At 66.9% G+C, this 13,636-nt stretch carries 13 protein-coding genes; 4 read left to right on the forward strand and 9 right to left on the reverse strand.

Annotated elements, in window-relative coordinates; translation table 11 throughout:
• Window positions 1-26 precede the first annotated feature (26 nt).
• From M1D40_RS03095 to M1D40_RS03105, 3 genes are all read left to right on the forward strand, one after another.
• Window positions 27-1,178 carry an NRAMP family divalent metal transporter gene (locus M1D40_RS03095; RefSeq protein ID WP_445818944.1) on the forward strand — a complete coding sequence of 384 codons (1,152 nt, stop codon included), beginning with the start codon at window positions 27-29 and terminating at the stop codon, window positions 1,176-1,178.
• Between the two features lie 138 nt (window positions 1,179-1,316).
• The gene (locus M1D40_RS03100; RefSeq protein ID WP_461170163.1) at window positions 1,317-2,552 is read left to right on the forward strand and encodes an NRAMP family divalent metal transporter; all 1,236 of its coding nucleotides are present in this window, start codon (window positions 1,317-1,319) and stop codon (window positions 2,550-2,552) included.
• 49 nt (window positions 2,553-2,601) lie between these two features.
• Complete coding sequence (locus M1D40_RS03105) at window positions 2,602-3,417, forward strand: putative hydro-lyase (protein ID WP_461170989.1); 816 nt, start codon at window positions 2,602-2,604, stop codon at window positions 3,415-3,417.
• A 42-nt stretch (window positions 3,418-3,459) separates the two neighbouring features.
• Here the strand turns inward: M1D40_RS03105 and M1D40_RS03110 are convergent, their stop codons facing one another.
• From M1D40_RS03110 to M1D40_RS03130, 5 genes are all read right to left on the reverse strand, one after another.
• Window positions 3,460-4,125, reverse strand: a complete 666-nt coding sequence (locus M1D40_RS03110; protein WP_461170164.1) for a GntR family transcriptional regulator — start codon at window positions 4,123-4,125, stop codon at window positions 3,460-3,462.
• Between the two features lie 93 nt (window positions 4,126-4,218).
• Window positions 4,219-5,952 carry an acetyl/propionyl/methylcrotonyl-CoA carboxylase subunit alpha gene (locus M1D40_RS03115; protein ID WP_461170165.1) on the reverse strand — a complete coding sequence of 578 codons (1,734 nt, stop codon included), beginning with the start codon at window positions 5,950-5,952 and terminating at the stop codon, window positions 4,219-4,221.
• A complete protein-coding gene (locus M1D40_RS03120) occupies window positions 5,949-7,751 on the reverse strand; it encodes a 5-oxoprolinase subunit B/C family protein (RefSeq protein WP_461170166.1) in 1,803 nt (600 codons plus the stop codon). The genes M1D40_RS03115 and M1D40_RS03120 overlap by 4 nt, the downstream gene beginning before the upstream one ends.
• Window positions 7,748-8,506 (reverse strand): LamB/YcsF family protein, encoded by a 759-nt coding sequence (locus tag M1D40_RS03125; protein WP_461170167.1) that lies wholly within the window; start codon window positions 8,504-8,506, stop codon window positions 7,748-7,750. Before M1D40_RS03125 ends, M1D40_RS03120 begins: the two co-directional genes overlap by 4 nt.
• An 81-nt stretch (window positions 8,507-8,587) precedes the next feature.
• Window positions 8,588-9,259: a TetR/AcrR family transcriptional regulator gene (locus M1D40_RS03130; protein WP_461170168.1), complete on the reverse strand. Its 672-nt coding sequence runs from the start codon at window positions 9,257-9,259 to the stop codon at window positions 8,588-8,590.
• Between the two features lie 97 nt (window positions 9,260-9,356).
• On the opposite strand from M1D40_RS03130, the gene M1D40_RS03135 reads away from it, so the two are divergent.
• Complete coding sequence (locus M1D40_RS03135) at window positions 9,357-10,448, forward strand: NAD(P)-dependent alcohol dehydrogenase (protein ID WP_461170169.1); 1,092 nt, start codon at window positions 9,357-9,359, stop codon at window positions 10,446-10,448.
• A 508-nt stretch (window positions 10,449-10,956) separates the two neighbouring features.
• Here M1D40_RS03135 and M1D40_RS03140 read toward each other — a convergent pair.
• From M1D40_RS03140 to M1D40_RS03155, 4 genes are all read right to left on the reverse strand, one after another.
• A complete protein-coding gene (locus tag M1D40_RS03140; RefSeq protein WP_461170170.1) occupies window positions 10,957-11,670 on the reverse strand; it encodes a hypothetical protein in 714 nt (237 codons plus the stop codon).
• Between the two features lie 403 nt (window positions 11,671-12,073).
• Window positions 12,074-12,343: a nitroreductase family deazaflavin-dependent oxidoreductase gene (locus tag M1D40_RS03145; protein ID WP_461170171.1), complete on the reverse strand. Its 270-nt coding sequence runs from the start codon at window positions 12,341-12,343 to the stop codon at window positions 12,074-12,076.
• The gene (locus tag M1D40_RS03150; RefSeq protein WP_461170990.1) at window positions 12,343-12,513 is read right to left on the reverse strand and encodes a nitroreductase/quinone reductase family protein; all 171 of its coding nucleotides are present in this window, start codon (window positions 12,511-12,513) and stop codon (window positions 12,343-12,345) included. The genes M1D40_RS03145 and M1D40_RS03150 overlap by 1 nt, the downstream gene beginning before the upstream one ends.
• Before the next feature lie 43 nt (window positions 12,514-12,556).
• Entirely contained in the window at window positions 12,557-13,627 is a 1,071-nt protein-coding gene (locus M1D40_RS03155; RefSeq protein ID WP_341395522.1) for a LacI family DNA-binding transcriptional regulator, read from the reverse strand.
• Window positions 13,628-13,636: the final 9 nt, after the last annotated feature.

Consider the following 13,636-nt stretch of genomic DNA (forward strand, 5'->3'; position numbering starts at 1 on the left):
CCAAGCGCTCCGCCATTCTCGGTGCCATGTTCCTGATGGCCACGAGCGCCATCGGCCCGGGCTTCATTACCCAGACCGCGGTATTCACCGTGAATCTGGGTGCGGCTTTTGCCTTCGCCATTCTGGTGTCGATCCTGGTGGACATAGCGGTGCAGCTGAACGTCTGGCGGATCATCGGCATCTCCGGGCTGCGCGCCCAGGTGCTGGGCAATAAGGTGCTCCCCGGCATCGGCTGGGTGCTCGCGGTGCTGGTGTTTGTCGGCGGCCTGGTGTTCAACATCGGCAACGTCGCCGGGACCGGACTGGGCCTGAACGCGATGCTCGGACTGGACCCGAAGATCGGCAGCGCCCTTTCCGCGCTGCTCGCCATCCTGATATTTCTCTCCAAACGGGCGGGACTCGCCCTTGACCGCGTGGTCGTGTTCCTGGGCGCCCTCATGATCCTGCTGATGCTGTACGTCGCCATAGTTGCCAATCCGCCGGTGGGCTCGGCGCTGAAAAACACGGTGCTGCCCGACCAGGTGGATTTCCTGGCCATCACCACGCTGATCGGCGGCACCGTGGGCGGCTACATCACCTATGCCGGAGCGCACCGCATGGTGGACGCCGGAAACTCCGGCGTCGAGAACCTCGGGTCCATCACCCGGGCCTCCCTGCTGGGGGTGATCGTCACCGGAATCATGCGGGTGCTGCTGTTCCTGGCGATTCTTGGCGTCGTCGCCGGCGGTGCGGTGCTCACCAGCGGCAACTACGCCGCTGAAGCGTTTGGAGTTGCTGCCGGGGAAGTGGGCATCAGGCTTTTCGGCATCGTTTTCTGGGCTGCTGCCCTGACCTCGGTCATCGGCGCGTCCTACACGTCGGTTTCGTTTGTCACCAACCTGACCACGCGGGCGCGGACCCGCAACCTGCTAACGGTCGCGTTCATCGCGGTGTGCACCGCTGCCTACCTGCTGCTGGGCCAGACGCCGCAGACGCTGCTGGTGTTTGCCGGTGCGTTCAACGGGCTGATCCTGCCTCTGGGTTTCGCGGTGCTGCTCTGGGCGGCATGGCGGCGCCGGGACTTGCTGGCCGGTTACAACTACCCGAAGTGGCTGCTGATAGTCGGGGTGTTGGCCTGGCTCCTGACCCTGTATCTGGGGTGGAATTCCCTGGCCGGTCTGGGCGACCTCTGGTCGTAGGGTGCTGGGGCAGTTGTAAACAACAAGTAAAACTCCGGGGATTGTTGAACACAATGCAGGAAGGATTGTTGAACAACCTTTAGACTGCTGGAAGTCCTTGTGGCCGCGACCACATTTCTTCGAGTGATCGGAACCGATATGACAGCCCTGCCTCCCCAAGTGGCCAAACCCCGGAAGCCGAAGGCCAAACCCAGCGCCAAGCGCACGGCGCTGCTGGGGGCAATGTTCCTTATGGCCACCAGTGCCATCGGCCCGGGGTTCATTACCCAGACCACTGTCTTCACGGTCCAGCTCGGGGCGGCCTTCGCCTTCGCGATCCTGGTGTCGATCCTGGTGGACATTGCCGTGCAGCTGAACGTGTGGCGCATCATCGGCGTCTCCGGTCTGCGGGCCCAGGCGCTGGGTAACAAGGTGCTTCCCGGCGCCGGCTGGCTGCTGGCGGCGCTGGTGTTTGTGGGCGGGCTGGTCTTCAACATCGGCAACATCGCCGGTACCGGGCTGGGTATGAATGCCATGTTCGGGCTGGATCCAAAGATCGGCGGCATCATTTCGGCCGCCGTTGCGATCCTCGTGTTCCTGTCCAAAAAGGCGGGGCTGGCCCTGGACCGGATAGTGGTGCTGCTCGGCGCCGTCATGATCCTGCTGATGCTCTACGTCGCCATCGTCGCCGCTCCGCCGGTGGGGGAAGCACTGAAAAACACCGTGCTGCCCGCCGAGGTGGATTTCCTGACCATCACCACCCTGATCGGCGGAACGGTGGGCGGCTACATCACCTATGCCGGCGCGCACCGGCTGCTCGACTCCGGCACCACGGGCCCCGGGCACGTCAAGGACATCACCCGTGTCTCGCTGCTGGGCATCATCGTTACCGGCGTCATGCGCATGCTGTTGTTCCTGGCCATCCTGGGCGTCGTGTCCAGCGGCGTGGCGCTGAGCGGGGACAACATGGCCGCCGACGCCTTCTTTGCCGCCGCAGGCGAAATTGGCCTGCGCATGTTTGGCATCGTGTTCTGGGCCGCTGCCCTGACCTCGGTTATCGGAGCCGCCTACACCTCGGTTTCCTTCGTCACCACCACGGCAACCAGCGACCGCAAACGCAGCCTGATCACGGTGGTTTTCATCGCCTTCTGCGCTGCTGCCTACCTGCTGCTCGGGCAGGCTCCGCAGACCCTGCTGGTGTTTGCAGGTGCCTTCAACGGGCTCATCCTCCCGCTCGGCTTCGGCATCCTGCTGTATGCCGCCTGGCGGCGGCGGGACCTGCTGCGGGGCTACGCCTACCCGAAGTGGTTGCTGGGCATCGGCGTGCTTGCCTGGCTGCTGACCCTGTTCCTGGGCTGGAAATCCCTCTCCGGCCTGGCAGCCCTCTGGCAGTAACCGGGCGGTAACCGGCTGCTGAATTTTCTGGGAAAGGACCCGCATGACCATGAACAGTGAACCCAACATTCCCGCGGCGGAAGCACTCGACACCGCTGCCCTGTCCCCGGCCGAAGCCCGCGCGCTTTTTCGTGCCGGTCTCGTAACGCCCACGGCGGGCTGGTCCGCCGGCTACGCCCAGGCGAACCTGATCATTGTGCCCAGAGAGCAGGCCTTTGACGTCCTGCTCTTCGCCCAGCGCAATCCCAAGTCCTGCCCGATCCTTGGGGTGCTCGACGCCGGTGAAACCTCCGGGCCGCTGCTGGCCGGCGGCGACATCCGCACCGACCTGCCGCGGTACACCGTGTATGTCGACGGTGAAAAGGTGGCCGATCCGACGGACATCACCGACTATTGGCGCGATGACCTGGTGACGTTCATTCTGGGCTGCAGCTTCACCTTTGAGGCTGCCCTGCAGGAGGGCGGGGTCCGGATTGCGCACATTGACCAGGGCACCAATGTCCCCATGTACCGCACGTCAATCCGCTGTGAACCCGCCGGCGGGATCAGCGGTCCGCTGGTGGTGTCGATGCGCCCGGTGCCTGCATCCCAGGTGGCCGACGCCGTCCGCATCACCGCCCGCTACCCGTCCGTGCACGGCGCGCCGGTGCACGTCGGGAACCCGGAGGAGCTGGGCATCAGCGACCTGTCGCGGCCCGACTTCGGAGACGCCGTGGAGATTCCGGACGGCCACGTGCCGGTGTTCTGGGCCTGCGGTGTCACACCCCAGGCCGCGGTCATGGAGTCCAAACCCTCGCTGGCTATCGGACATGCGCCCGGGCACATGCTGATCACCGATGCCCGGGACAGCACCTATTTGGTCTGAAACGGGACAGCGTAGACGAAGTCCGGCTCGGGAAGGACCGGCTTAGGCGCCCAGATGCTCCAGCAGCTCGGCCTCCGCGGCGTCGAGGTAGCCGCGCAGCACATCCGCAGCCTCGGCCCGGCGACCGTTCCGGAGCAGCTCCACCAGCCCGGCGTTTTCCTCCACATACCGGGTATGGAAATCCGGCTGGGCGCTCATGGCATGGAACACCAGGCGCATCTCGGCCAGCACCCGGCCCATCATCTGCTGCAGCTGCAGGCTGCCCGACATGGCGATCAGCGACTCGTGGAAGGCCTGGTTGGCGGCGGCCATTTCCGCCACGTCACCGCGGGCCTTGGCATTGCGGGCCTGAGCGATCACGGCTTCCAGCCGCTCCAGATCCAGCTCGGCCCCCCAGAGCACGGCGGCGGGCTCGAGCATGCGGCGCACCCGGTAGATCTCCCGCACTGCCGCGGCGTCCGGTGCGGACACGAATACTCCGCGGTGGGGAAAGCGGGTGACCACGGATTCGATGCTGAGCATGGTGAACGCTTCGCGCAGGGTGTTGCGGGAAACCTGCATGGAGGCGGCGAGCTGCTGCTCGGACAGCTTGGTGCCCGGCGGCAGCTCACCGGCAGCAATCCGGCTGCGCAGCACTTCTGCCACCCACACTGTGGTGTTCGGATGGTCGGAGCGTTCGGTGGTGATGTCCCCCAGGTTCACAAGCATCTCCCTAATCTAGCGGGCGGACAGGCAGTGACGGTGCAGGGAAAGAGATCCGGAGCACCGGCCGGAGGGGGGACGGCCGGTACTCCGGACGAATTAGGAGCCGATCCGGCCCAGGGAATCCCCGCGCGCGACGGCGGAGCCTGGTTCCAGTTCGGCGCGGGTGAAGGTGCCGGCGCGGTCAGCGCGCACGGTGGTCTCCATTTTCATTGCCTCCAGGACGGCAACGGGATCGCCCTCGGCCAGCCCGGCGCCGTCGTCGGCCAGCCATTTCACCAGGTTCCCGGCCATCGGCGAGGGGAGCCCGCCGTCGTCCGCGGCCGCCGCTGCAGGAGCCGCGGAACCGGCCCCGCCGCCGGCACGCAGCGCGTTCAGCAACGCAGCGGGCACGCCGAGCGCGACGGCGCGGCCGTCGACGTCGATCGTGATGGTCTCCCTCTCCGCCCCCGGCATCGACGCGGCAATTTCCGGCGAGGCTGCCAGCGGTTCGGCGAACTCTGACTCGATCCAGGTTGTGTACACCCCGAGCTGGTCTGCGCGGTTGAACGCCTCGGACCGCACCACGGCCCGGTGGAAGGGAATCACCGTCGGCACGCCGCGGATCACCAGCTCATCCAGGGCGGCCCGGGCCCGGCGCAGGGCCTGCGGCCGGTCCTCGCCCCACACGATGAGCTTGGCCATCAGCGAGTCATACTCCGCCGGGACCACTGAGCCCGAGCGGACGCCGGAATCCATCCGGATGCCCGGGCCCGTCGGCGGTTCAAAGGCCTCGACCGGGCCCGGGCCGGGCAGGAAGCCGCGCGCCGGATCCTCGGCATTGAGCCGGAACTCGAACGCGTGCCCGTGCGGCGCCGGATCTTCGGTGAAGGACAGCGGCAGTCCGTCGGCAATGCGGAACTGCTCCCGGACCAGGTCGACGCCGGTGGTTTCCTCGGTGACCGGATGCTCCACCTGCAGGCGGGTGTTGACCTCCAGGAAGCTGATCAGCCCGTCGGGGGAGACCAGATATTCCACCGTACCGGCGCCGGTGTACCCGGCCTCGCGGCAGATGGCCTTGGCCGAGGCGTGGATGGTGGCACGCTGGTCATCGGTCAGGAACGGTGCCGGGGCCTCCTCGACCAGTTTCTGGTTCCGCCGCTGCAGGGAGCAGTCGCGGGTGCCCACGACGACGACGTTGCCGTGCGTGTCCGCCAGCACCTGTGCCTCCACATGCCGGGGCTTGTCCAGGAACCGCTCGGCGAAGCACTCGCCGCGCCCGAATGCGGACACCGCCTCGCGGACGGCGGACTCGAACGCGTCCTCGATGTCTTCGAGCCGGCGCGCGATTTTCATGCCGCGCCCGCCGCCACCAAAGGCCGCCTTGATGGCCACCGGCAGGCCGTACTCCTCGGCAAAGACGCGGACCTGCTCCGCGCTTTCGGCCGGGCCTTCGGTGCCGGGCACCAGCGGCGCTCCGGCGCGGACGGCAATGTCGCGGGCGGTGACCTTGTTCCCGAGATCGCGGATGGCCTGCGGCGCCGGTCCGATCCAGGTGAGGCCGGCGTCGAGCACTGCCTGCGCAAAGTCGGCGTTTTCGGACAGGAACCCGTAGCCGGGATGTACGCCGTCGGCGCCGGCTTTCTGCGCCGCCTCGATGAGCTTGGGAATGTTCAGGTAGGTGTCGGCGGAGGCTGAGCCGTGCAGGGGCAGCGCCTCGTCGGCGAGCCGCACGTGCAGGGCATCGGCGTCGGGGTCCGAGTAGACGGCCACGGATCCGATTCCGGCATCGGCACAGGCGCGGGCCACGCGCACGGCAATCTCGCCGCGGTTGGCGATCAGGACCTTCTTCATGGGGTTCCTTCCGGAAACAGGGCGTCGGCCGCGTCGGGGGAGAGCGGCGCCAGGGTATCGGGGTTCACGAACAGAAAGCGGACCGGATGGCCCGGCGGCAGCTGGGCGGCCACCGGCAGGTCCTCGGGCACGACGGCGGCAATCACCGGATAGCCGCCGGTCACCGGGTGGTCGGCGAGGAAGAGGACGGGAAGGCCCGACGGCGGGACCTGCAGCGAGCCTGCGACCACGCCTTCACTCGGCAGCTCGCCGTCGCGGACACGTTCCAGCGGACGGGCGGCGCCGTCGTCCTCGTCGGTGGTTAGACGCACGCCGATCCGGTTGGATTCGTTGGTGGTGCGCCAGGTGTGGCCGGTCAGGGCGTCGGCGGCGCCGGGGCCGAACCAGTCCTGCCGGGGGCCGGCGGTGATGCGCAGCAGGGTGGGAGTGTGGCCGTCGCCGAGGGTTCCCGGCCGGCCGCCGCTGCCCAGGGTACCGGGTTCGGGAGAGCCGACGGGGGCCGTGCCCGTGACGCCGCCGACCGGCAGCAGGGTTCCGGCGTCCAGCGGCACGGGTCCAATGCCGCTCATCGAGTCGGTGCTGCGGCTGCCCAGGACGGGCTCGACGGTTATGCCGCCGCGGACGGCCACATAGCTGCGGACTCCGCGGAAGGGGGCGCCCAAGGTGAGGATCTCGCCGTCGAGCAGCGCGAACGGAGCATTCAGGGGAGCCGGGCGGTCGCGCCCGCCGTCCGGGGACACGATGGCAGCGGGCAGTTCGGCTCCGGCCAGCGCCAGGACGGCGTCTCCGTGCGTGGTGAGTTCGAGGCCGCCGAAGAGGTTCTCGATCACCGCTGCGTCTGCCGCGTTGCCGACGAGGCGGTTGGCCTGCCGGGCGGAGCGGGTGTCGGCGGCACCCGAGGCCGAGACGCCCAGATCCGCGTAGCCGGGGCGGCCCAGGTCCTGGATCAGCGACTGCAGGCCGGGGGCGGACACTTCCAAGACGGAGTGCGTGATTCCATCACCCCTTAGCGCTTCGGATCCTCCCTCCGCCTCGCAAACTCGGTGAGGGGACCCTGATCCTTCGCTGCTCGCTCGTTCCTCGCTCGGCGATGCGGGGCTCACGGAATCCCGAACTCCGTCTTCTGCCCGCGTTACAGCCGCTTCAGCCGCTGAATGGGATAAGTCGACGAGTTCGCGGACGGGATTGAAGATGACGGTGTCGCCGGGGCGGATCAGGGCCGGGTCGGGGCGGTTGAGGTCCCACATGACGGCACTGGTGCGGCCGATCAGCTGCCAGCCGCCGGGGGATTCCCGCGGATACACCGCCGAGTAGTCGCCGGCCAGAGCCACTGACCCGGCAGGCACCGCGGTGCGCGGGCTGTCGCGGCGGGGGACGTTCAGGACCGGATCCCCGCCGGTCAGATAGGTGAAGCCGGGAGCGAATCCGCCGAATCCGCCCAGCCAGGAACTGCCGGTGTGGGCCTTGATGACGGCGTCCTCCGAGAGACCGGTGAGGCGGGCAACCTCGGCGAGGTCGGCGCCGTCGTACACGGTGTCGATGGTGACCGTGCGGGCTTCCGGGGAGTCAGCGCGGGCGAGATCCAGCGCCTGAATCCCGGCGGCCGCGGCAACCGTCTCACGCCGTCCGGCGAAGCGGACCAGAACGGTTCCGGCCGCGGCGAGGACATCAACCTGGCCGGGCAGCGGATGGGCTTTGAGCTGGGCGTCCAGCGCCGTGACGTCGGCCAGCGACGCGAGCTCGACCAGCAGCGCGCGGGTTCCCGCGGGCCGGATGCCGGCGATGGGCGAGGACGTCATACGAAGCTCTGGATGGTGACACCGGCGTTTTCCAAGCCGGTGCGCACGGCCCGGGCCATCGCGACTGCGCCGGGGGTGTCGCCGTGGACGCAGATGGAGGCGGCGTCCATGGGGATGACCGTGCCGTCCACGGCCGTGATGGTGCCTTCGGTGGCAAGGCGGACCATGTTGGCGGTGACCTGGTCGGCGTCGTGAATCACAGCGTTGGCTTCGCGCCGGGACACCAGGGTTCCGTCCGGGTTGTAGTTGCGGTCGGCGAAGGCTTCGGCAACACCGCGCAGGCCGGCGTCGGCAGCTTTGTCCAGGGCGACGGCGCCGGGCAGCAGCAGGACCGGCAGGTCCTTGTTGAAGGTACGGATGGCGTCGATGACGGCCTGCGCGTGGACCTCGTGGTGGACGATCGTGTTGTACAGGGCGCCGTGCGGCTTCACGTATTTGATCTCGCTGCCTGCCGCCCGGGACATGGCCTGCAGGGCACCCAGCTGATAGAGGACGTCGTCGTGCAGTTCCGTGTAGGAGCAGTCCAGGAAGCGTCGGCCAAAGCCGGCGAGGTCCCGGTACGCCACGTGCGCTCCGATGGTGACTCCGGCGGCGACGGCGTCGCGGCAGGTCTGCGCGATGGTGGACGGGTCTCCGGCGTGGAAGCCGCAGGCCACGTTCGCGCTGGAAACGGATTCGAAGACGGCGGCGTCGTCGCCCATCTTCCAGTTGCCGAAGGACTCTCCGACGTCGCTGTTCAGATCAATGACCGGCATGCTGGCCTCCGTACCTCTGGTGGGAGTTGGTATCCCTACAGTGTGCGCGATCACGTTGGATTGTTCAACAATCCGGGTAGTTTATTGCGTTGGCAGTCCGGTCAGGCCGTCCAGAATGATGCGCAAGCCCACCGCGAACTCGGCACCGAAGCTGTAATCCGCCTGCATGGCGCGGTCCATCGCCATCTCCGCCAGGTAGGGCAGCTCGCCGGCCGGGATGGAGCGGGCCATGGCCTGCACAATCTGCGGATCCGCATCGGGCACGCCGACCGGCAGCCCGGCCTCCTGCAGTGCAAAACCGTAGATATAGCTGTCCAGCAGGGCATACGCATGACCGGCTGCGTCCAGTGAGAAGCCCGACCGGCGCAGCACGCCGAGCGTGGCGTCGTGGTGGCGCAGATTGGCGGTGCCCGGCGTCGTGCGCGTTTCCATCAGACCCACCGCCCACGGGTGGCGGGACAATGCCGCCCGCATGCCGTGGGCACGGGCCTCCATGGCTGCACGCCATCCGCCGGGCGTTTCGGAGGGCACCTGCACCTCGTCAAAGACGAGGTCGACCAGCCCGTCCAGGATGTCCTCCTTGTTGGCCACGTGATGGTAGAGCGACATCGGCTGCACCGACAGATCCGAGGCCAGGGAGCGCATGGTCAGGGAGCCTAGTCCGCCGTCGTCCGCAATGCGGGCGGCAGCCTGGAGCACCCGCTCGCGGGTCAGCGGCTGGCGGGGGTGTGCGGAAGCGTTTATGGAAGTCATTGCGGGCAGTCTACCGCTGCCTTACTTTGTAAGGTACGGTCGCTCTTACTTTGTAAGGCTGATGTGTTTCAGAAGGAACTTCCTCGAAAGGACCGCCATGTCCCGCACGTCACGCACCTCCAATAACGCCCTATCGTCTGACCCCTCCGCTCCGTCCACTCCGTCCGCCACTCTGTCCGCCGCCCCTGCCGCTTCGTCGCCGGCCGGCTTGCCGGCTGCAGCCCCCGCCGTGCTGCAAATCGGGTACGGCGGCCCGGAGGTCCTGCGTCTGGCCGAGCGTCCGCTTCCTCAGCTGGGGGACGCAGAGGTGCTGGTGCAGGTACGCGCCGCCGGGCTGGCGCGCGGCGCCTGGCACATGATGACGGGCAAACCGTATCTGCTCCGCGCGGCCGTCGGGCTGCGCCGGCCGCGGCAGCCGGTGATTGGTCACAACCTCGCCGGCACCGTGGCCGCCGTCGGCGCCGCCGTCACTCGTTTCCGTGTCGGGGATGAGGTGTATGGAATCGGCCGGGGCACCTTTGCCGGCTTCTCCGCTGCAGCCGAGGAGAAGCTGACGCTCAAGCCCGCCGGTCTGGACTTTGTGCAGGCGGCAGTGGTTCCGGTGTCAGGGCTGACTGCGTTGCAGGCCCTGGACGCCGCAGGGGTGGCCGCGGGGATGAAGGTCCTGGTGCTCGGGGCGGCCGGCGGCGTCGGCAGTTTTGCAGTGCAGATGGCCCGGGCGGCCGGGGCCGAGGTGACCGGCGCGTGCAGTGCCGGCAAAGCGGAGTTTGTCCGGTCGCTTGGTGCGGCGGGGACGATTGACTATGCACGGGAGGACTTCGCTGCCGCCGGGCCCCGCTTTGACGCGATTATCGACGTCGGCGGCAACCCGTCCCCGGCCCGCCTGCGCCGCGCACTGGCGCCCGGCGGCACCGCAGTGCTTGCCGGCGGGGAGGGAGGCAACCGGCTGACCGGGACCATCTTCGAGCGGCAGGCCGGTGGTGCGGTCCTGTCGCTTTTCGGCAACCGCCGGCTGACGGGGCTGATGTGCCGGGAGAACGGTAAAGACCTTGAACGCGTTTCCGCCATGATCGAGGCAGGCGAGGTGGTGCCGCGCATCGACAGCCGGTATCGGCTGGCCGACGTGGCCGAGGCGATGCTGCGGCTGGAATCCGGCCGGGTGTGCGGCAGCGTCGTCCTGGTCCCGTGAGCTTCCGGGCGCCGGCGGTCGGGTGGGTGCAGCAAAAATGAGGACAACGGTGGAGCCCATGCGGGTCCACCGTCGTCTCCGTTCTGGAAGTGCTAGTCCATCCGTTTCAGGGCCAGCACCGGGATCTCGCTGGCATTGCTTCCGCGGTCCGTCCTGCAGCTCCACATGAGGATTGGCCTGCATATTGGACGACCAGCCGGGTGTTTGCCTCGAGAGCGTGTTTGCCGCGACAGCGCAGTGGGACATTGCAAGGCATCAAGGCACCTCGGACGCCAGCTCTCGCTGCATAACCTGCCGCCGGCCGCATATACACACTCACGAGCGGTGTAGGGCTGCTGTTGACGGGGTAAGAACCAGCAGCACCTAGCCGCAGGAAAGTGCCGCCCGCTGGGAGCGGGCGGCACTTGTGCTGGCGTCTTTTACCCAACCGGGGTTGGATCTCCGGAAAAGTACTATTCGCTTTGTTAGAAATCATAAAATGTACGGGTCAGGGCCTAAATTTTTCCGATTAGGAATTTACGACTGAAACGCCGTCGTTACCAGCCTGCAGCTGCACCCAATATTCGGAACTGCCGGCACCCTGGAACATCTGGTAAGTGGACTGAATTTGTGCCACGGCAGGACCATTAGCATCCTCGGTGTACTTTGTCGCTGTATACACGGGCCGGGTGCAGGTTCCGGCGGCGCACTGCTGTGTTGTGTTTCCGGCGTGGGTAATCGAGTCGGGTGCACCGTTCACTATCTGGTAGCTAGCTACAAAGCCGATGTTGACGTTGACCCAGTTGTTGCTCACGGTGCAATTCTCCGATATGGAATACCCGCTGCCCGAGGTGGTGGTGCAACCCGTTAGTTCAGCAAGCGGAGACGCGACCCCCTCCGGCAGGACAGTGGGCTTTTCAGCTGAGTGGATGGAGATGGAGCCGTCGCCGTAGCGCTTAACTGAGACAGTTTCTCCATTGGTCGACCAGTCTTCCACGGCTACGGGGGCTGCGTCCGGGTTGCTGTTGTCCCACGAGGTGCCACTTTCGAGGTTGTCAATCAGGACGTCCTGGGTCTCGCCGGGAACCAAGTACTTATCGAACGTTGCTCGCATTTCCTGTTCCTCAGGGGCGGAGATTTGCCCGGCTTCGGCGGAGGCGGGTGCGGCCATTCCCAAGCTGCCTATTGCTACAGCTCCGGCAGCAATAAAAGTAGAGGCAGTAATTTTCTTCAGCGTATTCATGTCGTTCCCTTCAGTGGCGTTGAACGTGTCATTGCCCGGTAGGACATTTATAGCCTTGCAGGCCCGCCAAAGAATTGAAAGGAATATGGCAACTTTTCTACAACGTTACCAGTCTGTTATTGTACCGTTATCCTTTTGTTATGTGCGCGGAGTGCATTTTCCTGTAATGGAGTGCCCTTATGGCGGTGGGTTCGGCCCGTGTAGGGCGGCTTGGAAAGGGCTCTGCGGCATCATCGATGATTATGGATATTAGGAGCCGCCCGGCTTGGAGTACACGCAGGTACAGCGACCTTTTGGGTTTTGATGCCACTGGCCCCGGTAGTAGAAACCCCAAATGGCAGCAAGAATACGACGACGGCGGAGCCCAAGCGGTTCCGCCGTCGTCGTATGCGTGTGTAAGGGGTTAGCCCATGCGTTCCAGGACCAGCACCGGGATCTCGCGGTCGGTGTTCGCCTGGTAGTCGGCATACGGGGGATAGGCGGCGACGGCCCGCTCCCACCACGCGGCCTTCTCCTCGCCGGTGACTTCGCGGGCGCGCATGTCCCACTTCTGCGGTCCGTCCTGCAGCTCCACATGGGGGTTGGCCTGGATATTGAAGTACCAGACGGGATGCTTGGGAGCGCCGCCCAGGGAAGCGACGACGGCGTAGTCGCCGTTGTGCTCCACCCGCATCAGCGGCGTCTTGCGCAGCTTTCCGGACTTCGCACACCGACCGTGGTCAGCAGGATGACCGGACGGCCGCCGAGGGTGGTGCCCTCGGTTCCGCCGGAACTTTCGATCAGCTCCGCCTGCTCGCGGGCTCGTTTGCTGGAACTGGGGGCATATTCACCGGTAAGGGGCATGGGCACCAGTCAACCCCTTTGCCGCCGTGAGGTCCAGCCGTGGTTACCCGCCCGGACGGACGGGCACAGTGGATGACCGGGGAACGAGTACGGGCGGCAACAGTACGGAGGAAACCTCGCGGCCCGCGATCCGGTCCATCAGGAGGGCGACGCTTATCCTGCCCATGGAGTCGATGTCTGACCGGACGGAAGTCAGGGGCACGGGGAGTTCAGCCCCCAGCCCCACATCGTTATAGCCCATCAGGGACAGGTCGGCGCCGACCGTGCGTCCGGCGTCGCGCATGGCCCCCATGACGCCGACGGCGGTGTAGTCGTCAACGGTGAAAACAGCCGACAGTGCCGGTTCCACGGCCGCCAGTTCCGTGCCGGCGCGGCGTCCGGCGGCGACGCCGAAACCCGTCGCCGCTACCCGGGCGTCCGGAACGGGCCAGCCGGCGGCCGCATACACTTCGCGGAACCCCGCGGTGCGGTCCCGTCCCGTGCTGGCCAGGGGATCGGCGGCAGCTACACCAACGTGTCTGTGGCCCAGCTCCAACAGATGCCGCGCGGCCAACCGGCCGCCCTCGGCGTCATCCGTGCTGACGGACACATGGCCGGGCAGGGTGCGCATGGCCAGGACATAGGGGACGGCGCCGGCTGCCAGCTCGTCGGCCAAGGTGTCACCCTGCCGGGCGTCGGCCAGGATGACGCCGTCAATGCGGCGTGCCAACAGCGCACCCAGCCGTTCGGTTCGGACCAGGGGGTCATCCAGCCCGTTGGACACCACGGCGCCATAGCCCTGGGCCGCGGCTTCGGCATCCAGTCCGCCGTACATAGTGGCCAGGACAATATCGGTGAGCCGGGGAACCAGCACTCCAATCAGGCGGGAGTTGCCGGTGCGCAAGGCCGCGGCGGCGGTGTCCCGCCGGTAGTTCAGAGTGCGGGCGGCTGCGCGGACGCGCTCCACTGTGGCGGAACTGATCCGCACGGGGCGTTCGGCCAGGGAACGGGACGCAGTGGACGGATGCACCCCGGCCAACCGGGCAACGTCTTCCAGCGTGGCCGGACGTGAGGGACGCCGCTGACTGTTTGCACCGATGATGCGGGCCTTCCCGGAGAAGCGGTTATGGAACAACGGGCAGGG

The sequence above is a fragment of the Arthrobacter sp. Z1-15 genome (genome assembly GCF_054792395.1).

Bases quoted from the DNA above. Each gene is read 5' to 3' on its own strand.
- M1D40_RS03140 (WP_461170170.1), bottom strand. From the start codon at position 11,670: ATGAATACGCTGAAGAAAATTACTGCCTCTACTTTTATTGCTGCCGGA.
- M1D40_RS03145 (WP_461170171.1), bottom strand. From the start codon at position 12,343: ATGCGGGTGGAGCACAACGGCGACTACGCCGTCGTCGCTTCCCTGGGC.
- M1D40_RS03105 (WP_461170989.1), top strand. From the start codon at position 2,602: ATGAACAGTGAACCCAACATTCCCGCGGCGGAAGCACTCGACACCGCT.
- M1D40_RS03135 (WP_461170169.1), top strand. From the start codon at position 9,357: ATGTCCCGCACGTCACGCACCTCCAATAACGCCCTATCGTCTGACCCC.
- M1D40_RS03100 (WP_461170163.1), top strand. From the start codon at position 1,317: ATGACAGCCCTGCCTCCCCAAGTGGCCAAACCCCGGAAGCCGAAGGCC.
- M1D40_RS03095 (WP_445818944.1), top strand. From the start codon at position 27: ATGTTCCTGATGGCCACGAGCGCCATCGGCCCGGGCTTCATTACCCAG.
- M1D40_RS03115 (WP_461170165.1), bottom strand. From the start codon at position 5,952: ATGAAGAAGGTCCTGATCGCCAACCGCGGCGAGATTGCCGTGCGCGTG.
- M1D40_RS03125 (WP_461170167.1), bottom strand. From the start codon at position 8,506: ATGCCGGTCATTGATCTGAACAGCGACGTCGGAGAGTCCTTCGGCAAC.
- M1D40_RS03110 (WP_461170164.1), bottom strand. From the start codon at position 4,125: ATGCTTGTGAACCTGGGGGACATCACCACCGAACGCTCCGACCATCCG.
- M1D40_RS03130 (WP_461170168.1), bottom strand. From the start codon at position 9,259: ATGACTTCCATAAACGCTTCCGCACACCCCCGCCAGCCGCTGACCCGC.
- M1D40_RS03120 (WP_461170166.1), bottom strand. From the start codon at position 7,751: ATGACGTCCTCGCCCATCGCCGGCATCCGGCCCGCGGGAACCCGCGCG.
- M1D40_RS03150 (WP_461170990.1), bottom strand. From the start codon at position 12,513: ATGCCCCTTACCGGTGAATATGCCCCCAGTTCCAGCAAACGAGCCCGC.